19 protein-coding genes are annotated in these 26,198 nt (G+C 63.0%); 15 read left to right on the top strand and 4 right to left on the bottom strand.

The window, feature by feature from the left end; genetic code table 11:
- Nucleotide 1 precedes the first annotated feature (1 nt).
- Nucleotides 2-1,189: a glycosyltransferase family 4 protein gene (locus VGD45_RS03625; protein ID WP_331153907.1), complete on the bottom strand. Its 1,188-nt coding sequence runs from the start codon at nt 1,187-1,189 to the stop codon at nt 2-4.
- Nucleotides 1,190-1,333: 144 nt separating this feature from the next.
- Between VGD45_RS03625 and VGD45_RS03620 the strand changes: the two genes are divergently transcribed.
- Complete coding sequence (locus VGD45_RS03620) at nt 1,334-2,095, top strand: class I SAM-dependent methyltransferase (RefSeq protein ID WP_331153906.1); 762 nt, start codon at nt 1,334-1,336, stop codon at nt 2,093-2,095.
- 16 nt (nt 2,096-2,111) lie between these two features.
- Here VGD45_RS03620 and VGD45_RS03615 read toward each other — a convergent pair whose 3' ends face one another.
- The 3 genes from VGD45_RS03615 to VGD45_RS03605 are packed head-to-tail and all read right to left on the bottom strand — an operon-like array spanning nt 2,112 to nt 6,835.
- Nucleotides 2,112-3,983, bottom strand: coding sequence for a protein kinase domain-containing protein (locus VGD45_RS03615; RefSeq protein WP_331153905.1), 1,872 nt, complete (start codon nt 3,981-3,983; stop codon nt 2,112-2,114).
- A 6-nt stretch (nt 3,984-3,989) separates the two neighbouring features.
- Complete coding sequence (locus VGD45_RS03610; protein WP_331153904.1) at nt 3,990-5,048, bottom strand: NAD(P)-dependent oxidoreductase; 1,059 nt, start codon at nt 5,046-5,048, stop codon at nt 3,990-3,992.
- Entirely contained in the window at nt 5,045-6,835 is a 1,791-nt protein-coding gene (locus VGD45_RS03605) for a glycerol-3-phosphate dehydrogenase/oxidase (protein ID WP_331153903.1), read from the bottom strand. Before VGD45_RS03605 ends, VGD45_RS03610 begins: the two co-directional genes overlap by 4 nt.
- Before the next feature lie 356 nt (nt 6,836-7,191).
- On the opposite strand from VGD45_RS03605, the gene VGD45_RS03600 reads away from it, so the two are divergent.
- The 14 genes from VGD45_RS03600 to VGD45_RS03535 all read left to right on the top strand — a co-directional run bounded on the left by VGD45_RS03600 (nt 7,192) and on the right by VGD45_RS03535 (nt 26,196).
- Entirely contained in the window at nt 7,192-8,556 is a 1,365-nt protein-coding gene (locus VGD45_RS03600; RefSeq protein WP_331153902.1) for a hypothetical protein, read from the top strand.
- Nucleotides 8,557-8,747: 191 nt separating this feature from the next.
- Nucleotides 8,748-10,280, top strand: coding sequence for an undecaprenyl-phosphate glucose phosphotransferase (locus VGD45_RS03595; RefSeq protein ID WP_331153901.1), 1,533 nt, complete (start codon nt 8,748-8,750; stop codon nt 10,278-10,280).
- A 30-nt stretch (nt 10,281-10,310) separates the two neighbouring features.
- On the top strand, nt 10,311-12,341 hold the full coding sequence (locus tag VGD45_RS03590; RefSeq protein WP_331153900.1) for a glycosyltransferase family 39 protein: 2,031 nt from the start codon (nt 10,311-10,313) through the stop codon (nt 12,339-12,341).
- Entirely contained in the window at nt 12,301-13,806 is a 1,506-nt protein-coding gene (locus tag VGD45_RS03585; RefSeq protein ID WP_331153899.1) for a lipopolysaccharide biosynthesis protein, read from the top strand. The genes VGD45_RS03590 and VGD45_RS03585 overlap by 41 nt, the downstream gene beginning before the upstream one ends.
- A 116-nt stretch (nt 13,807-13,922) precedes the next feature.
- Nucleotides 13,923-14,954, top strand: coding sequence for a sulfotransferase (locus VGD45_RS03580; protein WP_331153898.1), 1,032 nt, complete (start codon nt 13,923-13,925; stop codon nt 14,952-14,954).
- Nucleotides 14,955-15,207: 253 nt separating this feature from the next.
- On the top strand, nt 15,208-16,515 hold the full coding sequence (locus tag VGD45_RS03575; RefSeq protein ID WP_331153897.1) for an O-antigen ligase family protein: 1,308 nt from the start codon (nt 15,208-15,210) through the stop codon (nt 16,513-16,515).
- Nucleotides 16,516-16,544: 29 nt separating this feature from the next.
- Entirely contained in the window at nt 16,545-17,681 is a 1,137-nt protein-coding gene (locus tag VGD45_RS03570) for a glycosyltransferase family 4 protein (RefSeq protein ID WP_331153896.1), read from the top strand.
- A 4-nt stretch (nt 17,682-17,685) separates the two neighbouring features.
- A complete protein-coding gene (locus VGD45_RS03565) occupies nt 17,686-18,876 on the top strand; it encodes a glycosyltransferase (protein ID WP_331153895.1) in 1,191 nt (396 codons plus the stop codon).
- Nucleotides 18,869-19,981 carry a glycosyltransferase family 4 protein gene (locus VGD45_RS03560; RefSeq protein WP_331153894.1) on the top strand — a complete coding sequence of 371 codons (1,113 nt, stop codon included), beginning with the start codon at nt 18,869-18,871 and terminating at the stop codon, nt 19,979-19,981. Before VGD45_RS03565 ends, VGD45_RS03560 begins: the two co-directional genes overlap by 8 nt.
- The gene (locus tag VGD45_RS03555; protein ID WP_331153893.1) at nt 19,956-21,341 is read left to right on the top strand and encodes a hypothetical protein; all 1,386 of its coding nucleotides are present in this window, start codon (nt 19,956-19,958) and stop codon (nt 21,339-21,341) included. Before VGD45_RS03560 ends, VGD45_RS03555 begins: the two co-directional genes overlap by 26 nt.
- A 10-nt stretch (nt 21,342-21,351) precedes the next feature.
- Nucleotides 21,352-23,370 (top strand): alginate lyase family protein, encoded by a 2,019-nt coding sequence (locus tag VGD45_RS03550; RefSeq protein WP_331153892.1) that lies wholly within the window; start codon nt 21,352-21,354, stop codon nt 23,368-23,370.
- A 157-nt stretch (nt 23,371-23,527) separates the two neighbouring features.
- On the top strand, nt 23,528-24,484 hold the full coding sequence (gene ctlX / locus VGD45_RS03545) for a citrulline utilization hydrolase CtlX (protein ID WP_331153891.1): 957 nt from the start codon (nt 23,528-23,530) through the stop codon (nt 24,482-24,484).
- 10 nt (nt 24,485-24,494) lie between these two features.
- A complete protein-coding gene (gene plsY, locus VGD45_RS03540) occupies nt 24,495-25,139 on the top strand; it encodes a glycerol-3-phosphate 1-O-acyltransferase PlsY (RefSeq protein WP_331153890.1) in 645 nt (214 codons plus the stop codon).
- Between the two features lie 19 nt (nt 25,140-25,158).
- Nucleotides 25,159-26,196 (top strand): biotin--[acetyl-CoA-carboxylase] ligase, encoded by a 1,038-nt coding sequence (locus VGD45_RS03535; RefSeq protein WP_331153889.1) that lies wholly within the window; start codon nt 25,159-25,161, stop codon nt 26,194-26,196.
- The last annotated feature ends 2 nt before the right edge of the window (nt 26,197-26,198 follow it).

Here is a 26,198-nt window from a genome sequence, read left to right as displayed (position 1 = left end):
CTCAAGAAGTGGGCGAGGCAAGGCCTCGCGGAGTACCTGCCCGACGTTCGATGGCGGCGGCGAATACGGACTCGTAACGCGCAGCGCAGGTGTCGATGAAATAGTTCTCGACGAGTTGCCGATTGTGTCGGCCGTAGCGCTCGCGCGCCTCGCGGTCGGCATGCAGCTGCCGCAGGGCGAACACGAAGGATTCCTCGTCGTTCAGCTTCACGACGTGGCCGGTCTCGCCAGTGACCAGAAAATCGGTCTGACCGCCGCGGTCGTAACACAGCACCGGCAGCCCGAAGGCCATCGCTTCCAGGAACACCAGGCCGAAGCCTTCGTGCTGACTGGCGGTGACGAACACATCGGCCACGGTCAGCGCGGCGTACTTTTCGGCGTCCGAGACTTGTCCAAGCATGTGAACACGGTTGCGAACGCCAAGCTCGGTGGCACGACGATCGACAGCGGGCGCGTCGGGACCGTCGCCGACGATCACCAGGTGCGCATTGGGAATATCGCTCGCGGCAAACATCTCGATGAGCTGCGTCGTGGCTTTGCGAGCGACGAGTCGCCCGATGGTGATCATCACGAAAGCATCTTGCGGTAACCCAAGATCCTGACGCGAAGCCACGGTCACGGGCGGCGGCCGATCTATGCCTAACGGAATCAATTCGACCGACCTGCGCACGCCATACAACTCCGTGACATGCCGAACCGTGTCGCGAGACTGACCGACCACATCGTCAGCAGTTTTGAGCATCCAGCGAACTGCCGCGCGCAGCGGCGCGTGCAGATGCGGAGAGCTGCTCTTGCTCGGATCGAACAGATCGCCGCCGTGCACGGACAAAACATTCGGAATGCCGAGCCAGCGGGCCAGCGCATGGCCGAGCGGACCGGTCGGCACGACGAAGTGCGTGTTGACGATGTCGAATTCGTTTCGGCCGAAGCGCAGGCCCCGGAGCAGGCCCGCCGGCAGATACGCCGCCATGGATGGAAAATTCGCCACCGCCAGCTCCCGTCGAAAAAACACCGGGACGCGCAGCACTCGCACGCCGCCATCGCGGTCCTCGGAGCTTAGATCTCCGGCTCGCGAAGTGAGTACTGTCACTTCGTGACGACGGGCCAGTTGCCGGGCCAGCGCGGCCATGACCACGCCGCCGCCGCCGCCCAGCGGCGGATATTCGTAGTTACAAAAAAGGATGCGCATCGTTGCTGAGCAGGAGCAAGTTCCATGCCGCTGCAGTGACCTCGGTTAAGGCGCCGCCGATCATGTAATTCCGGGGAACCAAGGCCGTTCCCGCGGTATTTAGCCGAATGACCTCACGGTCAGAAATTTCTGGGGATGTCCGCAATGAGTGCTCAGCCCAACGTTACCGAGCGCGCAGCGCCGCAGCGTCGTGTCCTGGCGGCGCGGCTCGAACCGTTCGACTCGTACTGGCAGGCGCCGGCCAATATCGACGCCGGCTACAGTTCGTTCGCCGCCTACTATCGCGCCAACTATCTGCCGCATCTGCCCGCGGACAAGAACGCGAGGATTCTGGTGGTGAGCTGCGGGCCAGGGTATCTGGTCAATGTGCTGGCCCAGGCGGGCTATAGGTCCGTGGTGGGCATCGATTCGGATCCTGCCAAGGTCGAGCATGCGCGTCGACGCAACTTGCCCTGTGAGACCGCGGAAGCGTTTCCGTATCTCGAGAACATTCGAGGCGAATTCGACGTGATCATTCCCGAGCAGGAACTGAATCACCTCACGCACCAGGAGACCATCGAATTCCTGCAGTTGTGTCACGCCGCGCTGCGCCCGGGCGGCCGGGTGATCGTGTACGCGATGAACGGCGCCAATCCGTTCGTGGGCGCTGAAAACCTTGCGCACAACATCGATCATTTTTACATCGTCACGGAATACAGCCTGGGACAGCTGCTGCAGCTCGGCGGTTTCCGCGACATCAAGCCGTTCGCGTTGAAGCTGTATGTGTTCTGGAAGAATCCGCTCAACTACGTCGGACTCGCCGTGACCAGCGTGCTGGAGCTCGGCATGCGCATCCTGTTCCGGATGTACGGCAAGAAGGTGAGTGTGCTGAGTAAGAAAGTCGCTGCGGTGGCGGTGCGCAGCTGACGAGAAGAACGGCGGCTCAATCGTCGTCGCGAATGATGGCCTCGGCGCGAGCGGTCTTGCCGAGGCGCGCCGATTTGGGGGCGACCAGATCGACGAAGAACGATTCATCCTCCTCCTTGAGCAGATCGTTTCGTAGCGGCACATAGATCGCGCGTTGTGCCTGGCCGTCCGCGAATGTCACCGAGCCGGTGGCTGACGAAGCGAAATCGATGCCCGCGTCGGCGCTGCCGCTGATGGCTTTCCAGCTGACACTGACGCGGCCCGACAAGGGCTGCGCGCGCTTGATTAGAAATACGGCCGCCACCGAGGTTTCGCTGGTGACGATGCTGGAGGACTCGAACGAAATCTCACTCATCGGCGTCGCGGCGGCGCGCGGCTTGGCTGCAGCTGTCGGAGCTACTGCAGGCGGAGTATCGGTCGTCGCCGGCGTTGCATCCGGTTGTGTCGGCGGTGCCGAGGGTGTTTCCACCGCTGCCGGTACTGAAGCCGTCGCCGGCGCTGGCGCAGCTGGCACACTCGCCGCGGACGGCACGATGGCGGGAGCAGGCGGCCCGCCATCGTCAGGCGCGTTCTGGCGCAGGAACGCGAAGTAAGCGACCAGCAACGCACACGCGATGAACGCGAAAAATCCCCAGCTGCGTTGCTTCGGCATGAGGTCTTCGGGCAGTTCGGCGGGCACAACTTCCTCGGGCGCGACGTGAACAGGCGCGTCTACCGGAGTCACGGGCTGCTCAGGATTCAGACGCGTCAGCAGATCCTCGACACTGGTTGGACGCTGCTCGCGCTTCCATGACAGGGCCGAGAGCAATGAGAGCCACTGCGAGGTCGACAGGTTCCATGCTCGCGGCGGAATCTTCCCTTCTTCACGAGCCTGCAACGAAGATTGCCGGCCGAACGGGTGCTGGCCGGTAAGGAGCTCGTACGCTACGCAAGCAAAACTAAACACGTCGTCGCGCATGTCCGGCGTATCGCCGCTGAGCACTTCAGGGCTCGCGTAAGTCGGTGTGCCCGCGGGAATGCGTGAATCGCTGGCATTGGGACCGGCGGCTGTGCCGAAGTCGACGATGCGCACGCCTTCTTCGGGCGTGATGAAAACATTGCCGGGCTTGAAGTCGCCGTGCACGACGTTGTGGCTGTGCGCGTACTTCAGGGCTTGTGCGCACTGGCGGAGAATTTTGTAAGCCAGCGGTACTGGCAGCATGGTCCAGTCGCGCAACATTTGCGAAAGCAGTTTGCCGTGGACCAATTCCATCGTCATGAAGCATCGGCCTTCGTCTTCGTGCAGATCGAGCACGCGCACGATGCTGGGATGAGACAGCAGCTTCGCATGCTCGAACTCGTGCCTGAGGCGCTTGGCCGCGCGCTCGGGATCGCCGAGCTCCGGTCGCGGCGTCTTGATCGCCACCTGCAGATTCGGAGCTGCGCCCTTGGCCGACAGCATGTCGCGCGCACGGAAGACGATGGCCGTACCACCGCATCCGATCACCTGCTCGAGCAAATAACGATCCAGCAACACTTTGCCGGGCGCCAGCGCCGGCCGCTTGGTCTCGACTGCCTTCAACGCCGCGATCTTGCGAGGCGCCTCGATTTCAGGCGCCGCCTTTGGCGCTTCGATAACAGGAGCTGCAGGAGCTTCGCGAGCTACGATCGGAGCTTCTGTCGGAGTCGGTGGAGGCTCGATGGGCGGCTCGGCGGTTACTCGCGGCAGCGTCGTGCTCGCCAGCGTCGGACGCGGCACTTCGCTCGGAACTATGTCGGCCGTGGCGGGATCGAGGTCAGCGGTGCTTTCCTCGTGAACATCCGTGGTCGTATCGAGATCCAAGGTCGCCGGCCGGTGCAGAGGCCGGTGACGCGAGCGAAAGGGAGAGCCGTGAAAGCGCGCTGACATAGTTTTTCAAGCCGATTGCCTATCGGCGACCTCCGTGACTGCCGGACGCGGCAGCAAGCCTCGCGCCCGATACCAGCTGACGGTGTCGGCCGCCCCAGTTCGGAAATCGATCGCCGGATGAAAGCCAAGCAACGACTGTGCCCGCGCGGTGGAAAAAACGAAAGACTTGCGGAAGAAATCCAGCCGCCGGCTGTGCAAGGGTGGCGCGATGTGCAGCGGTGGCAGCGTGGTCTCCATGACGCCTGCGGCGGCCACGAACGGCCACATTGGTAATTGCAGGCGCGGCGGCCGGCGCTCCAGCACCATCGCGATGCGGCGAACCATTTCCTGCGTGGTCATGATTTCGGTGCCGGCGAAGACGAACGTCCGACCCACGGCGGCCGGATGTTGAGCGGCCAGCATCAGGCCGCGCGCCAGGTCGTCGACGTGTATGCATTGTCGACGGTTGGCGCCGCTGCCGATCATGATGAAATGGCCGCGAGCAATGCTTCGGAACAGTTTCAGCAGACGGCGGTCGCCAGGTCCGTAGGTCTCGGCGATGCGCACGATGCAGGTTTCCAAGTGCGGCTCGAACGCATGCACCAGTGATTCGGCCTCGAGCTTGGTGCTGGTGTAGACGTTATCCGGACGCACCGGACTGTCTTCGTCCAGCAACGATTCGCTTGCGTCCCCGTAAACCCCTATGGTGCTCCCGTAGACGAAGCGACGTACGTTGTGGTCGCGACAGGCGCCCAGCAACGTACGCACGGAGTCCACGTTGACGGCGCGGAAATAGGACTCGGGCATCTCGGCCTCGTGTTGAGCGGCGGCCAGATGGATCACCGTATCCCGCCCTGGAAGCAGACGCTCGAGCAGATCGAGATCCTGCAGCAGGCCTACCTCGACGCGGACCCCGGCGGCGCGCAGTTCCTGCAAGCGCTCGGCTTCGACATGCAGCTCGGCGCGACCGGTGGCCAGCACATCGACGCCGAGTTGATGGGCGCGTAATGCGAGGCGCGAGCCAATGAAGCCCGTGGCCCCTGTTACGAGCAATTTCTGGGGAGTTGTATTCGGGAAAGCAGTCATGCAGTCGCTCTTACCGTGGTTTCTGCAAGCATCGCGCCATGACTCGGCGATGCCGTCGCACTGGCGCCGTCAGTTGCGTGAAGCTCCGTATGAATTGACTCCGCCTTCGAGCTGGAGTCGCGCGCTAAATGCCTTTGCAGAGTGTGTTCCGTCGTGGCGATCTCCTGATGCAGGCGCTCGGCTGACCACGACAACAGTCGGCCCATCTCGGCCGCGGTGGCGAGCAATGCTGCCCGGCCTGGATGCGAACCGGCGGCAAGATCCGTCCGGCGCATAACTACGTCGTCCAGGTGCACGGCCATCTCCTGGGTCACCGCGTGACGAATTTCGGCGGTGAGGGTGCTGGTGCCTGGAACATTGACGAGCGTCGATTGCCGGCATTCGTTCAACACTGCGCGATAGTGCGTGCCGTGATTGCGTAGCAGGCCGTGCAGGCTGTCCATGGCCACGCCGGCTGGCAGTGCGCGCCGTGCGTCCGCTTCGAACGCGCCGAAGTTTTCGATCTCGCCTCCTGGCAGCGGAATGCGATCCGTGGCCCGCGCGACAGGAGCACGTTCCATTTGTTCGAGCAGCATATCGACGGCGCGAGCCGCGTCGACGCGCGCCATGGTGAAGCGAATGCCAACAAGGCTGACCAGACCGTGCACGTTGTGAGTTCGCCGATGATCCACCAATCGCGATTCCTTGCCGAAGCTGAGCTCGGTCGCCGTGGCGGTTTCACCGAACGGCACGAGCCCACAGTGCGCGAAACTCACTTCCGCGGGCTTCAGTTGCAGAGCCGGATACACAGTGTTGATCTCGGCCATCCATTCCTCGATCTCGCCCGGCTGCACGCAGGCCAGATCGGGGAACTCTGGAAATAGCGTATGCCACACGCCGAGGAGTGTTTTATCTCGCCAGGGCGCGGCGAACAGATGGCGGGTCTGGCGGCCGAGCAGCGCGTCCTTGTCGCGGCTCAAGCCCTGGATGGCGATGCCGTACGAGGAGCTGGGCGGGCGATCGACGATGAAGTAGGCGTCGCGCGAGAAGGGCAAGCGCCTGGCCTCGCCGAAGCGCTCTGCATCGCGTTGCAGATAATCGGCCCAGGGGCCGGCCGCGTTCAAAGTCAGTCGCGCGCGAACCTCGAACTCGTCGCCGCTGAGGCGATCTTTGACCCTGGCGCCACGCACTTTGTTGCCCGACCAGAGAAACTGCAATGCTTCTGCGTAATTACATACATCGGCGCCGGCGCTCACGGCTCCTTTGACGAACGCGAGCACCAAACGCGCCGCGTTATACATCTGCCCGTCCTCGAACACGACCGCGCCGGTCAGGTCCGGCGTTTGCAGGTGAGGAAACATCTCCAGCATCTCGCTGCGCGAAAGCAGCCGGGTATTGGCGATCTTACGGTCAGGATCGCGAATGGCGCGATTGCGATCCAGCGTGAGCAAGTCGTATACGCGGGCTCCGGCGCCCAAAAACGCTTTGCCGCTACGGCCGTGACCATAGGTGGGAATGGCGATAGGCAGGGGGCTGACGAGATGCGGAGCAATTCGCAACAGCGCGGATCTTTCGTGGCACGAGCCGCGAAGGCGAGGCACATCCGCGTGCTGCAAATAGCGAATGCCGCCGTGGACCATCTTGAAACATTCGGCCGAAGCGCCGCCGCCGAAATCGTTTCGCTCCAGCAGCACAGTGCTCAGTCCACGCAAAGCGGCATCGCGCGCGGCCGCTGCGCCAAAGGCTCCGCCGCCGATGATCAGCAAGTCGTATTCGCGTTGAGTCAGAGACGCGGGTCTGCGTTGCATTCGTGCACGTTCTCGGGATGGTCCAGTCCAACGCTTGCGATGCACTTTCAGTGCCCATTGAGCAGGGATTTTTTGGGCACACGGCGTCCGCACGGGCGCAGCAGGTGTTTGCGAGAGCGGCGCATGTCGCCGATCCCGAGCAGGCAATCGACCTACGGGTACCTAGGACGGCTGGGCCGGGGTTCAGGGCTTGGCCGATGTAATCGTTGCAACCGGACTTGTAACTTTTCCTGTGAGTTGCAAGCGCTGCTCGAACCCACGTGTTTGCACAAGCTACCCGTTGAATGGAGGCCCGAGCGGCCGCTGTTGAAACTCTTCATGGAGTCAAGACGTTAATGAATAGGAAAATTCCCGCCATGAAACCATTGATTCGCCGACTCTCGGTCGCCGTGGCGCTTGCCTGCGGCATGGCGCCTCTCGCCAATGCCGTGCCGGTGTTGCCCGGCGCGATCGGACATGGCATCACCACTCCCGCGGGCCGTGGCGGCACGGTTCATCGCGTAACTAATTTGAACGCTTCCGGCGCCGGCTCGCTCAAGGCCTGTGTCGACGCGACCGGTCCGCGTGTCTGCGTATTCGAAGTTTCAGGCACGATTCGCCTGACCGACGATCTCACGCTGCGCAACCGCTACATCACCATCGCGGGCCAGACCGCTCCTTCGCCCGGCATCACGCTGCGCGGCGCGGGCCTGCTGGTGAAGACCTCCGATGTGCTGGTTCAGCACATCCGCGTGCGCCCCGGCGACGATCCGACCGGCGAGCCGCCGGGCAATCGCGATGCTCTGAAGATCGAGGCGCCGGAGACCGCGCCGATCAGCAACGTGGTGATCGACCACTGCACCTTCACCTGGTCGATCGATGAGGTCGCCAGCGCCTGGCAGTACTGGAACAACATCAGTCTGCTCAACAATATTTTCGCCGAGCCGCTGCACGACTCCATTCATCCCGAGGGCAAGCATGGCTATGGCGTGCTGCTCGGACCTGTCGACGGTAACGCGACTCTGGCGGGCAACTTGTTCGCGAACATGCAGTCGCGGCTGCCGATGACCGCCGCGACTCGCGCCGTCATCGTGAACAACCTTATTTATAACTGGGGCAATACGGCTGTCGATCTGCAGAGCCGCGGCGATGTGACGCAAAACTCCGTCGTCGGAAACGTGTTCGTGCGCGGCCCGGATACCTCCGGCGACAATCCGCCGATCGGATTGCGCGCCGACTCGGCGACTCTGCGCAGCGGCGCCAAAGTTTTCCTCGCCGACAATGCCGGCGCCGGCAGCACTTCGGACTCGTGGTCCCTGGCGGGCGCCATCTACGGCACATTGTCGCTGTCCAGCTTCCGCTCCAACTACCCGTTGGCCTGGCCGGCTGGCATGACGACGCTGCCCACCTCCGACAACGTGGTGCGCGAGTATGTGCTGCATTACTCGGGCGCACGCCCGGCCGATCGCGATAGCGCCGATCGTCGCATCATCGAGCAGACACGAGCGGGCACTGGCCGGATCATCAATTGCGTGGCCCCGAATGGCACGACCCGCTGCGCCCGCAATGGCGGTGGCTGGCCGGCGTTGGCCGAGAACCGTCGCACGTTGACGTTGCCTTCCAGCCCGAACACGGTCACTGCGAGCGGCTACACGAATCTCGAGTTGTGGCTGCATCGCATGGCGGCGCAAGTCGAAGGGCGAGCTGCCAATCCGCCGCAAGCGCCGACGCTGAATCGGTAACTTCTACAACAACACTCTGTAAATACGTCAGATCATCGGTGCGCCCGCTCGACATCGGCGGGCGCACCGGATAAGTTGAAACCGTCCTGGCGGTCGTACCTCTGTGTTTGCGCGCTCGTGGTACGCATCTTGCTCTTATATATCGAGGGGCTCCTCCCATCGATAATCTCGAGAGTTCGTGGACTCCATTGATGAGCGCAATTCCAGACAGCGCGGTCCGGCCTAGAGTGAAACTCGCCGGCGCACCGCAGCCGCGGCTGTCACAAGTAAAACTTCCCGACACCGGCATTCCCCCGCAGACCGCCGCCTATGACATCACGCCGCCGCTGCTGTTCAAGCGGCAAACGGCGCTGGCCGCGATCTACTTCTCCATGCGCGCCGCCGCCCCCGCGGCGGTATCGATTCTCACTTTATATGTGCTTGCCGAGCTGACCGGCACTGCGTCCACTGAATATTTCAGCGCGGTGACCATCATCGTCACCATCCTGTCGATCGCTTTACTGCAGTCGCCGCGCACGCCCGCGGCGGAATTGATCGCACCTCGCAAGGTGGTTGCGCTCGGCTTGCTGGTGCGCTGGTCGGTGTTGCTGCTGGCGTTACTGGCCATTGGTTTCATCGCAGGCTATCCCCGCGCTTATTCGACGCCGGTGATTCTGTTGTGGGCGGTGGCCACTCCGGCGCTGTTGGTTCCGAGCATGCTGGTGTTGGATGAGATCGCACGCCGTGTGCTGTGCCGGCCGAGCAACGCTCGGCGAGTGGTGTTCGCCGGCTACAACAAGACCAGCCAGCAACTGGCGGAGCGCTTCTCGCGCCATGCGGAGCTGTGCATGCATGTGCATGGCTTCTTCGACGACCGTAGCGCGCAGCGGCTCGAGGCGTCCGATACTCACAACCTGCTCGGTCCGTTGTCGCAGCTGCCGGAGTACATCAAGCAAAATGAAATCGATGTGATTTTCATCGCGCTGCCGCTCCGTCACATCCGTCGCGTGCAGGACCTGCTGGACAAGCTCGGCGACACCACCGTGTCGCTCTACTACCTGCCGGATGTGATGATCTCCGATCAATTCCAGGCGCGCACCGGCGAGATTCTCGGCGTGCCCGTCATCGCCATGCGCGAAAGTCCGTTCCACGGCTATCAAGGCGCGGCGAAACGCTTGATGGATCTGGCGATCTCGGCTGCGGTGCTGCTGGCCACCGGGCCGGCGCTGCTGGCGATCGCCGCCGCCATCAAGCTCACCAGCAAAGGGCCGGTGTTGTTCCGGCAGCGGCGCTACGGGCTCGATGGCCGCGAGATCGTGATTTATAAATTCCGCACCATGACCGTCACCGAGGACGCGGGCTGGCTGGATCAGGCCAGCCGCGACGACTCGCGGGTCACGCCGCTCGGTCGTTTTCTGCGCCGCTGGTCGCTGGATGAAATGCCCCAGCTGATCAATGTGCTACAGGGACGCATGAGCCTGGTCGGGCCGCGCCCGCACGCGGTCGGGCACAACGAGGAATATCGACGTCTCATCAAGGGGTACATGGTCCGTCATAAAGTGCCGCCCGGTATCACCGGCCTGGCCCAGATCAAAGGCTTCCGGGGCGCGACGCCACGCCTGCAGGACATGCAGGGGCGGGTGCACTACGACCTCGAGTACCTGCGCAAGTGGTCGCTGTGGCTCGATCTGAAAATCTTATTTCTGACGGTGCCGAAACTATTAAACACGGATAAGGCTTATTAGGACAACGACGACCATAAAGAGGTCAGCCACATGTTGTCGGATGCAGCCAATCGCGGGTTGACTCCAGTGATTCCCACTTTTACGGCGCACGTCGGCGAGCTCATGCGCTCGCTCTCGGAGTTGTTCCGTATCACCGTGCCGATGGAGCGGGATCGGCTGGCGCATCGTGCGATGCTGCTGGTCATCGTCAGCGTGGGCGCGTGGCTGCGTTTCTGGGGGCTGGGCAACGTCGGCCTGCATGGCGACGAAGAAACGATGGCCATGGCCGTGATGAGCATCGTGCGCGAGGGCGCGCCGATCCTTCCGAGCGGAATGTTTTATCCGCGTGGCATGACGCAGCTGTATCTCATGGCCGGCTCGGTGCAGTTGTTCGGCGAATCGGAATGGGCCTTTCGCGTGCCCTCGGCGCTATGCGGAGTGCTGGTCATCTGGCTGTCGTGGCTGGCGGGGCGTCGTTTCCTGCTACCGTATTGGAATCTGGCCTTCGCCACAGCGGTGGCGCTGCTGCCCTCGATGATCGTGTATTCGCAGACGGCGCGCATGTATATCTTTTTGCTCGCCGCCGTCGCCGCGTGCATGGTGTGCGTGTTTGCGTGGGAGCGCACCGGCCGGCTGCGCTGGTTGATCGGCGGCGTCGTGGCCCTTGTGATCGGCATCGATCTGCAGGCGCTCGCGGTCACGACCGTTCTGCTGTTCATGATGCCCGGCATTCTCCAGGGCGATCTGCGCAAGCTGCTGTACGGCGGCATCGCCGCGGCGCTGGTCATGGTGTCGTATCTGCTCATCGACCGCTGGGTGGACTCGCACTACCCGGTGCCGCCGCCGGAATACGCCGCCGATCTGGGCGCGCCGTTGTGGGATCGCAGCCGGGCGCCGCAGTCATTCGCGCTCACGTTCGAAATCGCTTTGTGGACCGCCGGGCTGGCGATCGCGTTCTTCGCAATTCATTTGTCGCGCGTGGTGCCTCAGCGAGTGGCCGCGATCAGTGTGGCGAGCTTGCTGCTGGTCGGCTTGCTGCTGCAACTCAGGCTCTACTATCACGTGGCGGGATTGCTCTTCATCGCGGCCACGGTGATCGCACGCCGCTACGGTGGACCGCGCATCTGGCGCAGGCTGCGCATTTTCGCCCTGGGTAGCGGCTTGCTGGCGTTGATTCATTTCAGCCTGCTGGCCTCGACGCCAGGGTCCCTGAAAAAAGTCGTCGGCGCATTGGTGGGGCAGCCGAGCATCTGGCCGTACTACCGGATTCTTTCTTTCTCGGAAGTGGCGGGTGTGTTGGCCATGGCTGCGTTGCTGTGGGGGTTGTGGCGTTTGATGAAGCGCCGTCGCGTCGCGGATTACGCGCTGTTCGGACTGCTCGGCGTGTGGATGCCGATGTTCACCATCGGTTACTTCGTCTGGAATCTGCCGCCGCGTTACACGGTGGCGTCCATGCTGCCGATGATCCTGTGCGGGTTTGCTTTCGCGCAGAAAGGCGCTGAGTGGCTGCAGGCGAAGTTGCAGGCGCGGAATTCATCGATGCTCCGAGGCCAGCCGCTACAAACAGTCGCGGCCGCCGTGACGGCCATGCTCGTGGTGAATCCGTTCGTCGTCGCCGACACGGTGAACTCGGGTTACGAGTCGCACCCCGATCACAAAGGCGCCGCCGAATTCATGAAGGCGCAGAACATCGTGCCCGCCGACGTGGTGATCGCCGAAGATGTTTTGCAACAGACGTATTATCTGGGCGGCGTCGATTACTGGCTCATCAGCCGGAATCACGCGCGCCGCTACGTGGAGCTGGTCGACGGCAAGATCCGCGATTTCTACACGGGCGCCGGGGTGATCAGCAGCGCGAAGATGCTCGAGGAGCTGCTGCGCAGGGAGCGTGGCAATCGCATTTTCGTCATCGGCAGCGGCGAGAATCAGGACGACAAACGCAAGGGCATGCGTGGCGACATGGATGCCGTGCTGCATTCCAGTCAGTTCGAAGTCGTTTACCAAGGCCGCGACGGACTGACGCAGGTCTGGCGCGCCACCGGTGCGTCGCCCTCGCAGGGCGCGCCGCCGTCGCAGGAGTAGAGTCATCGCCGGGTTAGTGAGTCGAACCGCGATCATTTCGATCACGCGGTTCATGAATCAGGGGCTGGTGGTCATCAGCCCCATCTTGCTGGTGCGCTTGCTGACGGTCGAAGAGTTCGGCCGTTATCGCGAGTTCCTGCTGTATGCAGGCTTGCTGACGACCATTTGCGCATTCGGCATCAACAACAGCCTGCTGTATTTCATTCCATCGCGACCGCACAGCGTGCGGCAGATGGTTCGCCAGGCGGTGATCATGACGTTCGGCACCAGCATGCTGGTCGTGGGCGTCACCGTGCTGGCGGATTATCTATCCAACGGCGCAGTCCTCGGCGCCGTGGCGCTGCCAGTCGCTCTGTATGTGCTGCTGTTCGTGAACCTGGATTTCTGGGAGTTCTACTGGCTCGCGCAGAAACGGCCGGTGCCCGTGTTCGCGTACACCACGGGCCGGCTGATCGCTCGTATTCTGGTCGTGGTCACGGCGGCGACCATCTGGCGCGACGTGATGCCGATCATCTGGTCGTTGATCGCTCTGGAGGCCGCGCGCATGACCGTTTCGTTCATTGCGTGGCAGCGGGCCGGAAGGAGCATCGATCCCGCCGATCGGGGCGCCGAGGATGCCTGTTGGCGCGAGCAGTTCCGCTATTGCCTGCCCGTGGGCCTGGCGTTGGTCCTGGTGACGCTGAACAAGTCGCTCGGCAATCTGTTCGTGACCAAAACGCTCGGCGTCGTGGCGCTGGCCCACTATGCGATCGGTACTCACATCCAGCCCGTCATCGGCGTGCTGAGGAATTCGGTGTCCGACGCGGTCCTGCCGGAGCTCGCGGCGTTGAAGAACGCCAAAGGCGAGGGCGCGCTCGCGCTGTGGCGGCGTTCGACCGTGGTTTCGATGATTTTGCTGACGGCGGCCGGCGTGGTGCTGTTCGAGTTCGCGCACACTTTCGTCGTCACTTTGTTCTCGCCCAGTTATGAGCCAGCGGTGCTGATCTTCCAGATCTATCTGCTGGTGCTGGTGCGCGAAGTGTTCGACTTCGGCGTGGCGCTGCGCGCCGTCAACAAGACCGCGCCCATCGTGACAGGCAGCCTGTTCGCCATCCTGCTCAATCTCTTGTTGCTGGTGACCGTGTTGCCGATCTGGGGTCTGCCGGCCGCGGCGCTGGCGTTCGTGATCTCGCGCTGGACCGAAGGCGTGGTGCTCGGTCGCAGCACCATGCGTGCTTACAACATTGGCATCGATGATCTCGCGCGCTGGGGCGATCTGGCGCGGGTTGCGCTCGCGGCGCTGGTGGCGTCGATCGTGTTCTACGGCTCGTTCTGGATCGATCACTTCGGGCTGGTCGGAGTCGTGCTCGGCGCGGCGGTGTTCATGTGCCTGTTCGTCGTGCTGTTGGTTGCGTTCCGGGTGCCCGAAGCCGTCGCGATGCTCGGCCGCTTGCGCAAAACCGAGAGCCTGCCCGCCAAACCCTGATACTCACGCCCCCTGACGCCGAGTTGCGACGTCCTGTCGTTGAACTTTGGGCACGGTCGATGCATTGGCTTCCAGTGGTAACAACGGGGTCACTTTCCCGTAACGAGGTAGTTACTGTGACACTGGAGCAACATTCCGAGCCCGTCGATCAGCATGCGTCGAGCGACGCGGCCGTCTGGGAAGGCCCGTTGTTCATCGTGGGCATGCCCCGCTCGGGCACCAAGTTACTCCGCGGCCTGCTGAGCAATCATCCGCGCCTGCGCCTGCTCGCGGCCGAGACGGACTTCCTGCCGTTCATCGATCAATGGGTGCAGCGTCACGGCAGTCCGACCACTGCCGAGGCTTTTGAGCGCTTCGCGAACGACTTGAGCGGCGCGAACCACTATTTCAATTTCCGCCCGGCGGGGCGAGGCCCGTTCCGATGGCAGGACTGGCGCGCCGCCTGCGACGGCAAATTCGACGTGAGCGGACTGTTCGAAGGCTTCGCCCGTTACGAACTGGATGTCCGGCGCGGCTCGGGCTTGATCTGGGCGGACAAATCGCCGGCCTATATCCGTCACATTCCGCTGCTCGTCCAACATTTTCCCGGCGCCCGGATCGTGCACATCGTGCGAGACGTGCGCGACCACTGCGTCTCGATGCGCAAAGCCTGGGGCAAGGATATCCGGCGCTCGGCCTGGCGCTGGGGCCATGACGTCCTCACCGCGCATCGCCAGTGCTCCAGCATGCCGGAGCGCTGCCTGGAAGTGAGATTCGAAGAGCTGTTACAGGATCCGGATACGCAGCTGCGGCGCATCTGCATGTTTTTGGATCTGCAATTTTTCGCCGGGCTGACCGAGCTGTCGCAATCGGTCGAGCAGCGCGGTTATGCCGCTGGCCGCAGCGAGATCGTCCGCGACAACTTCAGCAAGTTCGAAAGTCGCTTGACGCCGCGCGAGCTGGTCGCGATCGAGTCGCTGGCATGGCACACCATGCAGGCGCTGGGTTACACGCCGGTGCGAGCCGTCAAGCAGGCCACGCTGTCTCCGCTGATGCAGGGAGTGTTGAAGCTGAAGGATGGCGTGAGTCTGGTGGCGAATGGAATGTCTCGCCGAGGCGTCACGGCCGCCGTGCGCTTCCATGCGACGCATCGGCGCATGGCGGGATGAAGCCGAACGCGTGAGGCGGTGTACGTGTCGATGTAAGGAATGAAGCTGTCGTTGCAATAATTACAAGCGCCGCTCGGCAAACTGCAATGCCGGGCGGCTGACGCAACACGCTTTTTTTTGCTGGTATGCAACTTGCTCTGGATTGCGGCAGCGGTGTCACCGAGATGGATGAATACGTGCAGTGCGGGCAGAGCAATGATGGCGGTCGGTTGATCCTGAGCAACCGGGCGATGCGCCCGGGGAGTGCACTCTGATGCGTTTCCTGCTGGCCGCCCTGACGTTGTTTCTCACCCTGAGCAGCGTCTTCAACTGGGATCCGGGCCCTGCGCCCGGCGTCAAGATCAAGAACTTTCTGTTGTATCTGCTGGTGACGGGGCTGGTGTTCAGTTACGCCGTCGGGCGCAAGTTCAGGATTCAGCTGCCGGCCATGAATGTCGCGTTCGCGGTGTTGATCGGTTACTCCATTCTTACGTACCTGGCCATCGTCCTGTTCATCGACTATCCCAGATACGACGTCCTGCGTAGCGCCCTCGACCTGAAGAATCGCATGGTCGACTTCCTGTTGTTCTTCCTGGTGTTCTTCTACGGCGCGCGCTCGGAAAAGGACGCGGTGTTCCTGCTGAAGTGCCTGCTGCTTTCCTGGATCGTGTCGCATGCCGTCGCTGTCCTGGATGCGCTGGGCTATGTGCAGATCGGCGACATCGAGCGTCGAGGCGACGGACGAGTGCAGGGCGCGGTCGGCGAATCGAACCAATACGGCGCGTTCGTCGCGCTGACGTTGCCTGCCGCCGTCGCGATGGCGGCGGCTGTGAAAGGATGGTGGCGATGGTTCTGGATCGCCGGCGCCACGCTCACCGCGTGTACGTTGCTGATGACGGTGTCGCGCGGCGCGTTCGTCGCCACGTTCTTTGCGACCGTGTTCGGCGCCTATCTGTTCCGTCGCTACCTGTCGATGGGAAAGCTGGTCAGCTGGGGCATGATGGCCGGCGGCGCCTTGCTGGTGATCGTGCTGGTGGTCAGCGCCAGTTTCGGCGACCTGCTGTACGAGCGCGTCATCGGCCAGTTCAGCACCAAGGACATGGGCGGCACCTCGTCGGGCCGCACCGAGATCTGGGCCACGGCCATCGCCACGATGTTTCAGCATCCACAGACGCTGCTCACCGGTTTCGGCTGGAATGCCTACTGGGTCATGCCGTTCCGCTATTCGCCGCACAACTATTATCTGGCGCAATGGTTCAACCTGGGGCTGATCGGGCTGATCTGCAGTGTGCTGCTGCTGGCGATGCCGGTGCGCACGGCGCTGCAATCCTTCGCCGTCGCTCCGGCGCACGTGCGCGCATTGCTGGCGGGTTTCGTGTTCTCGACGCTGGCTTACGCCAGCGCCACATTCTTCGTGGATCTTTATGTGCCCTGGATCTATTTCTGGGCATACGCCGGCGTAACCATGCGTTTGGCCATGATCGCGCGAGAGACCGTTTTGGAACCGGTGGTCGTGGATCGGCCCGTAGTCGCGACTCAGCGAGCGGACCCGTATGGCTGGATCGGCGCCGTCCGCCATTGATGTTCCGTTGAGGGTGTCTGGAAGCAACGATGAAGATTTGTATTGTCGGCCTCGACGACTATCCGCAACTGGCCAAGCTGAAGAACGCGAAATACGTGGGCGGCGAATCCGTGCAGCACGTGTTGCTGGCACGGGCCTGGCGCGAGCTCGGTCACGACGTGTCGATGATCGTGCATGACCACGGCCAGGGTCGCGTCACCGAGGTAGATGGAATTCGTGCCGTCGCCCCGTACGCGCGCGACGAGGGCATTCCAGTGCTGCGCTTCGTGCATCCTCGGTTGACCGGGATGCTCAGCGCGATGCGTGAGATCGACGCCGACGTCTACTATCAGTCGCCGGCGGGAGTGGCCACTGGTATCACTGCCTGGTTCTGCCGGCGTCACGGCAAGCGTTTCATCTTGCGCATCGCATCCGACCTGGCCTGTATCCCGGGCAAACAGCTGATCCGCTTCTGGCGCGATCGCAAGATTTATGAATACGGCCTACGCCGCGCCGATCTGGTCGTCGCGCAGAGCGAGCAGCAGCGCACACTGCTCGAGCAGAACTACGGCGTGAAGAGCGAAGTGCTCGACATGGCAGTGGAGATGCCGAGCGGCCCCCAGCCGGACAAGGACATCGACGTGTTGTGGGTGTCGAATCTCCGGCCGGTGAAGCGCCCTGAAATCGTGTTGGAACTGGCGCGCCGCCTGCCCAAAGTGCGTTTCACGCTTGCTGGCGGTGCCTTGCCCGGAGCGGACGATTACTACCGTACGGTGCTGGAGGCGGCCAGCTCGCTTCCCAATCTCTCTTGTCCCGGCGCGGTGCCCTACACCGAGGTGGGCGCGATGTTCAGCCGGGCCAGGCTGTTTCTAAACACTTCGCAGATCGAAGGCTTTCCGAACACCTTCCTGCAGGCGTGGGTGCGCGGCGTGCCGGTGGTGGCGTTTTTCGATCCCGATTCACTGATCAAACAACGCCAGCTCGGCCATACCGCCACCGATCTCGAGGACATGGCGAGCGCCATAGTGCGCTTGCTGGGCGACGACGTGGAACGGCAGCGTATCGGCGAGCGCGCCCGTGCTTACGCCATCGCGCAATTCGGAGCGACGCATATCGCGAGTCGCAATCTCGAGATGCTGGCGGCTCGCGACACCCCGCAGGTTCTCCGCTACGGCACCAGCGGCTGAAACCATGGCGAGCGCCCAACCAAACCTCGATCGCAAGCTATCCTCGCCGCAACCGGCCGTGAGCGACGATGCGTTGGACGTGTTGTTCGTGCTGAACAATCTTGCGGTCGGCGGCTCGGAGCGAAAGACCGTCCGCCTGGCGAACGCCTTCGCCGCGCGCGGCATGCGGGTTGGCATCGCGTATCTGAACGAGCCCACGACCTTGCTCGCAGACATCGCCGCCGGCGTCGCGACCTTCTTCCTGGCGCGGCAGGGCCGATACTCGCTCAAGGCGAACGCGTCGTTGCGACAGCTCATCGAAGAGCAACGGCCTCGGAACGTCGTATCGGTGAATCTTTATCCGTCGCTCTACGTCGTCACGGCCACGCGCTGGGCGCGTCATCGTCCCCGAACCATCGGCCTGATGAACACCACCGAGATGCGTCGTGGAGCGCGTTGGAAGCGCAGCTTCTATACCCGAGTGCTGCGATATCTCGATTGGACTGTGTACGGTTGCGAGCTGCAGCGGCATGCCTGGCTCTCCGCCGAGAGCACGATGCGTTCGCGCTCCAGCGTCATCTACAACGGCGTGGACCTCGGCAGGTTCTCGACGGCGTGCGTCGAAGGCGCCAGTCAGCGAGACACTTATGGCATCGGCGAGAACGCCTTCGTCGTGGGCACGGTGGGGCGGCTGGTCGCCGAGAAGAATCAACTGCCGTTGATCGATGCGGTGGCGGAGCTGCGGGCGTTGGGCGCCGACGCGCACTTGATGTTGGTGGGCGACGGTCCGATGCGAGCGACCTTGGAACAACGGGCCGCAGAGCGAGGTATCTCCACTGCGGTTACGTTCACGGGCGCATTGCCCGACGTGCGCGCCGCTTTGCGAGCGTTCGACGTCTTCGTGTTGCCCTCGCTCTCCGAAACATTCTCGAACGCAGCCTTGGAAGCGATGGCCATGCAGCTGCCCGTGATCCTGACGCGGACCGGCGGCGCGGCAGAAATGATCGAGCATGGCCGGGAAGGATACATCCTGGACGTCGCCGACCTGCCACGGCAGCTGCCGAAATTGCTGAACCAGCTGCGGCTCGACAACGTGTTGCGCGCTCGCATGGCCGCCGCGGCAGGCGAGCGCGTCCAGCAGTCTTTTTCGTGGGAGGGCATGGTGGCTGCTTATCAAGAGATATTCGGCGCGCGTGGAGCGGTGAACGGTGCGTGAGCCAGCCAACATCTTGATGCTCGGTCCTGCACTGAACGTGCGCGGCGGCGTCTCAGGCGTGGAACGGATACTGCTCGAAGCACTGCCCGAGGAAATACACGCGACTCACATCGCCACCATGGTCGATGGCGGCAAGTGGACCAAGGCCGTGACTTTCGCGCAGGCGCTCGCCAAGCTCACCTTGGAGCTGCGCCACCGTCCGGACGTGGTGCACATTCACTTCGCCAGCGGCGCCAGTAACATTCGCAAGATCATCCTGGCGCGCATGGCGATGGCGCGCGGCGCCAGCGTCATTATGCACGCGCACGGCGCCGCTTATCAGCAACATTGGGCGCAGATGTCTCCGATGGCCAAGGCGATCACGCGCGACACGCTGGCGCGCGCGCAGCGGCTGGTGGTGCTGGGCGAGCGCTGGAAGACGTTCTTCGTATCCATCGGGATTCCAAAGCATCGCATCGTGGTGTTGCCGAATCCGGTGGTGCTGCCGGAGTCGGTGCCGGAGCGGCCCACGGGCGGCAAAGTGCGCTTCGTTTTCTTCGGACTGATCTCGCCTCGCAAGGGCCCGTTCGAACTGGTGGAGGCGGTGGCCAGGCTGTCGCCGCAGTGTCGTGCTCGAGCCGAGTTCGTTCTCGCAGGGAATGGCGACACTGAACGATTGCGTGCACGCGTCAACGAGCTGAAGCTGCAGGACATTGTCGAGATTCGCGAGTGGGTCGAGCCGGCCGAGCGCGACCGGCTGCTGGCCGCGGCGCATGCGTACGTCTTGCCATCGCACGCCGAAGGTTTGCCCATGTCGCTGCTGGAGGCTATGGCCTGGGGCCTGGCGCCGATCTCCACGCCAGTCGGCAGCATTCCCGAACATGTGGTGGACGGCGCGAACGGCCTGCTGGTAACGCCGGGCGACGTGGCGCAGTTGGCCGCTGCCATCGAGAGGCTGGTGTCCCAGGACGCAGAGCGGACGCACATGGGTCGGCTCGCGCGAGCCACGGTAGAACCATTGTGCGTAAAGGAATATTCGAACCGCATGTGCGCGTTATATCGCTCGCTGGCGAATGGCAACGGCCGGCGTGCAGTCACGCGTGAGCACCGCGGTGCTGGTATTTGACATGCAAGCGCTGGTCAAAAAACTCAAGCTGCTCCAGGTCGGCGATACGGCCGTACGTCGCAATCCTTTGTTCTACGCGGACGCGCAGCGCGAGCTCGATCGTCTGGAGCGAGCTGGCTTCAACGAGCGTCGCAGTTGGACACGCGACCGACTGAGCGAACTGTTGTGGCCGGCAAGTCGCAGCGGCTACGGCCAGCTGGTGCGAGGCGGAGGCGACATCGCCAGCTGGCCTTTGCTGATCAAGGCTCAGGTGCGCGCCATGCCCGCTGCATTCGCCATCGGCTCGCGGTTGTTCACGATCAAGGCCAACACCGGCGGCACGTCAGGAGCGCCGTTGGAGATCGTGCGCTCGTTACGCTCGGTGGTGTTCGAGCAGGTGTGTATCGATCGGATGATGCAGAAGGTCGGTGTCGATGCACGCTCCGCCCGATGCGCGGTGTTGCGCACCGAAAGCATCAAGGATCCCAACGACTTCAAGCCACCGTACTGGATCTTCGCGGCCGGCGGGAATCGGCTCGTGTTGTCGTCCACGCATTTGAACGCCGCAACGGTCGAGCACTACGCGCACATTATCGAAGAGTTCGCGCCGGATTGTTTGCTGGGCTACCCAACCTCGCTCGAAGCGCTCTGCTTCCTGCTGCAGCGGGCGGGACGGCGTCTGCATATTCCGGCAGCCTTGTGCTCGTCCGAAGTTCTGCATGCTCGAGTGTGGAACTGCGCGCGCGACACCTTGAACTGCAGGCTGCTCGATTATTACGGTCAGGCGGAACGCGTGGCTTTTGCTTATGCGACCTCGCCGGGCGAGTATCGATTTCTGCCCGGCTACGCGCATGTGGAATTCGAGCCCGCCGGTAGTGACGGCGAGCACAAGCTTTACGAAATCATCGGCACGCCGCTGTGGAATCGATCGATGGCGTTGATCCGCTATCGCACCGGCGATCTGATTCGCGCGCCGGCGGCTTGGGGCGAGCGGGAGCTGGAGGAGCTCGCGCTGGGATTGCGGACGTTCTCGGGAGTGCTGGGGCGTGACAGTGACATTCTGATCACGCCGGACGGCGTGAAGGTGACCGGCATCAGTCATTTCCAACGGGATGTGGCCAACATCGTGCGCATCCAGGTGATTCAAGAGAGCGCCACCAAAGTGGTCATCCTGGTGCTGGCGACGGATCAGTACACGGAACGGGATCGCGAGCGACTGATGCACAACGCTCGCGAGAAGTTGCCAAGGAGCATGCACGTAGAAATTCGCAGCGTGACCGCGCTGGAGCGCACGGCCCGCGGCAAGACACCTTTCGTCATCCATCGGCCGCAGGTGAAACAGCTGCTGAACAATACGCGTGCCCACGGAAATATTGCGTGAGGCGCAGGCAATGAGTTTGAAGTGGAAGCTGCATCGCCTGTCGGCGATGAGCGGGTGGGAAGTCGGATACCGAGTCAAACAGCGCGTGCAGGCCAGCGTGGAGCAGTTCGCGCTGCATTCCTCCGCGCCACCGCCGCCTGCGCGTAATGAAACAGGCGCGGCCTGGGTGGCCACGCTGCCGACGGAGTTCAACGTCGATAAGTATCGTCGGGCCGCGGATAGCATCCTCGACGGGCGCTTCCCCATATTCGCAATGTCCGCCGCGGCGCTGGGCTTTCCACCGCAGTGGAATCGCGATCCGAAAACGGGCCGGCAGGCGCCGCTGCGCTTCGGCAAGACGCTGAACTATCGCGACGAAGCGCTGGTCGGCGACATCAAATATCTGTGGGAGCCGAGCCGCCATGCGCAACTCGTGACGCTGGCGCAGGCGTGGCATCTCACGCGCGACGACAAATATGCGCAAGGCTGTCGCACGCTGCTGGAATCGTGGTTCGATCAATGTCCCTATCCGTCCGGCGTCCACTGGACCAGCAGCCTGGAGCATTCGATTCGTCTGGTGAACTGGTCGTTCGCGTGGCATTTGTTAGGCGGCGACGGCGCGACGATTTTCCAGGGCGCCGCGGGCGAGGCTTTCAAACGACGGTGGCTGACCAGCGTTTACCAGCACTGCAAGTTCATCGCCGGACATTTCTCCAAATACTCGTCGGCGAACAATCATTTGCTCGGCGAGTTGATGGGGCTGTTCGTGGCCTCGCTCACCTGGCCGTTGTGGAAGCGCAGCCGGCGTTGGAAGGAGCACGCCCAGCGCGAGCTGGAGCGCGAGATGCTGCTTCAGAACGGCCCCGACGGCGTCAACCGCGAACAGGCCAACTGGTATCACCACGAAGTCGCCGACATGATGATCGTCAGCGGCTTGATCGCGCGGACGAATGGTTGCGATTTCAGTACTGCTTACTGGCTCCGCCTGCGCGGGATGTTGCAATACATTGCCAGCATCATGGATGCGGGCGGACACGTGCCCAATTTCGGCGACGCCGACGACGCCATCATCGCCAGGCTCGATCCCGAACCCGTGGACGTTTATCGCTCTCTGCTCGCGACCGGGGCGGTGTTATTCGACAACGCGGAGTTCAAATTCAAGTCGAGCTCGCTGCCGGGCAGCGCGCTGGATCGCATTATCGGCGACATCGACGACAAGACGCGCTGGCTGCTGGGCGATGCGGCTGCGAGCAAGTACGAAGCCGTCGACCTGTCACAAGTGTCTTTGCCGGTCCGCATGGATTTTCCGAACGCGGGTTATTACATCCTCGGCGACCGCTTCGAGACGCATCGTGAAGTGCGCATCGTTGCCGATGCTGGCCCGTTGGGTTATCTATCGATTGCCGCGCATGGGCATGCGGACGCCCTGTCATTCACGCTCAGCGCCGGCGGCAGAGAAATATTGATCGACCCGGGGACCTACGCGTATCACACGCAGCGCCTGTGGCGCGACTACTTCAAAGGAACATCGGCGCACAACACCATCCGTATCGACGGCGTCGACCAGTCCGTGAGCGGTGGTAACTTTCTCTGGGTCAAGCACGCTCGAGCTCAGGTGCTTGCGGTGGAACGCACTCCACTGGCCGATCGGTGGGTCGCGAGTCACGAGGGATATGGGAGGCTCAAGCATCCGGTGATCCATCGTCGCGAGTTGCTGTTCGACAAACAGCAGTCGCGCCTGCAAGTCACCGATGAACTGCTGGGCGTCGGCACGCACGAGGTGGAAATGTTCTGGCACTTCGCCGAGCAGTGCGCGGTCGTGGCCAATGGCCGTGGCGTTCGAGTCTCGTGCGGGGATGTATTGCTTTCGATGACCTTGCCTGAGGAACTGCGCTGCAATGTGTATCGCGGCGTCGAGAAACCGGAGCCCACCGGCTGGATCTCCCGCAGTTTCGACTCGAAGGTGCCGACCACCACCGTCATTGCCAAAGGTCGCATCGATGGCGGTGTCCGGCTCGTGACCCGGTTCCATTTCGAGTTCAGGCATTAAGACGCCAGAACAGCAGCCGAACAAATCGACTACCCTGACCGCAACCGGCCTGGTGGTCGGGAGACCATGCTGATCGAAGCATCCTTAGCGAAGGGATTGTAGATTTGGGGGGATGGTGAGGAGAGGGGATAATGGCGCCTTGACCTGAGGGGGCGCTATGAACCTGGCCGATCGGCAGACCGCGGCAGACGTCATGATGATCCGGCCGGTGGCCTTCGCCGGCAATCCACAGACGCAGCCGTCCAACTCTTTCCAGCAACTCGATTCCGACGGCGGAACCATTGACGCGGCCAGCCAGGCCGCGGCCTTGCGCGAGTTCGACGCCCTGGTCGGGGCGTTGAGGCAGGCCGGCGTGAACGTGCACGTGTTCGACGACACGCCGGAGCCACACACGCCGGACTCGATCTTTCCCAACAACTGGGTGAGCTTTCACGCCGACGGCACGGTGGTGCTGTACCCCATGCTGGCCGAGAACCGCCGCTTGGAGCGGCGACTGGATCTGCTCGAGGCATTGAGCGCGAAGCACGGCTTTTACACCTCGCGCGTCATCGACCTGACCCGCCATGAACACACCGGCCGCTATCTCGAAGGCACGGGCAGCCTGGTGCTGGATCGCATTCATCGAGTCGCCTATGCCTGCGTCTCGCCGCGCACGGATCTGGACGTGCTCGGCGACTTCGCACAACAACTCGATTACGACATCGTCGCCTTCGAAGCGCTCGACGCCGCCGGCGCGCCGATCTATCACACCAATGTATTGATGTCGGTGGGGGAGCGCTTTGCCGCGGTTTGCCTGAACGCGATTCGTGAAGACGAGCGCGAAGGCGTGGTGAATCAGTTGCGCGGCACCGGCCGTGCCATCGTGGAATTGTCGCTGGACCAGATGAACGCCTTCGCCGGCAACATGTTGGAGCTGGCCTCATCGCTGACGGGCAGCGTGGTGGCCATGTCCCAGCGAGCGCGCGATGCGTTGACCGCCGAGCAACGGGCCACCCTGGAAGCGAGCTCCGGTCCCATCGTCACCGCCGCCATTCCCACCATCGAACGACTCGGCGGCGGCAGCGTCCGCTGCATGCTCGCCGAGCTGCATCTGCCCAGCAAGAAACCCCTATAATTCGCGCAACATGCTCGAACTCGGCGTCAAAACCCTGCTCGCCTATTTACTGGGCTCGTTGATCGGCAGCCTGCTGGTCGGCCAGCTGCGCGGCGGCGTGGACATTCGCAAGCTCGGCAGCGGCAATGCCGGCGGCACCAATGCCTTGCGCACCCAAGGCTGGTCGTTCGCCGCCTGGGTGATGCTCATCGACATCGGCAAGGGTTGGGTCGCGGCGGCGCTGCTTGCTCCCATCAACCTGCCGGGCATCGGCATCGATCCGCAGGTCGATCGCGACTGGCTGGCGGTGGCCTGCGCGACCGCGGTGGTCCTCGGCCACGTTTATCCAGTGTGGTATGGATTCCGTGGCGGCAAAGGCGCGGCGACGTTGATCGGCGTGCTGATCGGCCTGAAATCGAGCGCCGTCCTGCCAGTGTTCGCGGTCTGGCTGGTGGTCGTGATGCTCTCGGGATTCGTTGGCCTCGGCACCATGCTCGCGGTGGCTTCATTTCCCATGTATCTGGCGCTGACGGAAGTCGCGCCGTCGACGGCCATGCTGACCTTCGGCGGCGTCATGACGCTGTTCGTTTGTTACACCCATCGCGCCAACATCGAGCGCATGCGCACCGGCACCGAAAGCCGGGCCAAGCGGCTCTGGCTGCTGCGACCTCGCTGAACCTTCGAAAGCCATCCTGATGCCGACCAGCAGCAAGGCCCAAACTCCCAAGCTTCAAGCTCAGGCGCGCCGCCAGCGTCTGCTCGCCATGCTCGCGGAGGGCACGTTCTATTCGGGCGAGCAGCTCGCCAAGAAGCTGAAGATTTCCCGCGGCGGCGTCTGGAAGCTGATGAACTCGTTGAAGGCGCTGGGCGTCGACATCGAATCCGTGGCTCGCCAGGGTTATCGATTGCCGCGTGCCGTCGATCTGCTCGACAAGGAAGCCATTGTTTCCTCGTGGCCGGCGGCGACGCGCGCGCTCATGGAGCGGACCGACGTGTTGCTGACCGTCGATTCGACCAATCGGTTTCTCGGCGATGCCACGCCCCCGCAGCCCGGTCGTTTTCAGTTATGCACGGCCGAAGTGCAGAACGCAGGTCGCGGCCGCCGCGGACGCAGCTGGATCGCGCCCTTCGGCAGTGGAATTTGCATGTCGCTCGGCTGGCAATTCGCGGAAGCGCCACCGACATTCTCGGCGCTCAGTCTCGCGGTCGGCGTGGCGGTAGTGAAGGCGTTCAATCGGCTCGACGTTCAAGGCGTCGGCCTGAAGTGGCCCAACGATCTGCAATGGCAGGGTCGGAAGCTCGGCGGCATCCTCATCGAAATGCGCGGCGAAACGGCCGGGCCGGCGCAGGTCATCATCGGCATCGGTATCAACATGCACATGCCGGCGGCCACGCGCATGCAACTTGCGGAACGTGAGGCCGCGCTGATCGCCGATGTGCACGAGATCATGCATGAGAAGACCCCGACTCGAAACGCGCTGATCGGCGCGATAGTCGCGGAGCTGTTGGAGATGCTGCAGACGTTCGCCGTCCACGGCTTCACTCCCTTTAAAGAAGAGTGGCACGGGCTCGACACGCTCGCGAACGCGCCTGTCAAAGTCATCAATGGTTCGCAAACCACCCAAGGCACGGCGCGCGGTGTCGAAGCAGACGGCACGCTGCTGGTCGAAGTGGAGGGCGAGCTGCGCAAGTTCGTTTCGGGCGAAGTCAGCCTGCGGGCGGCAAAGAGCTGATC

The organism is Steroidobacter sp. (assembly GCF_036402275.1).
GTDB lineage: Bacteria > Pseudomonadota > Gammaproteobacteria > Steroidobacterales > Steroidobacteraceae > Steroidobacter.
This window is presented reverse-complemented; position numbering and strand designations above follow the sequence as displayed.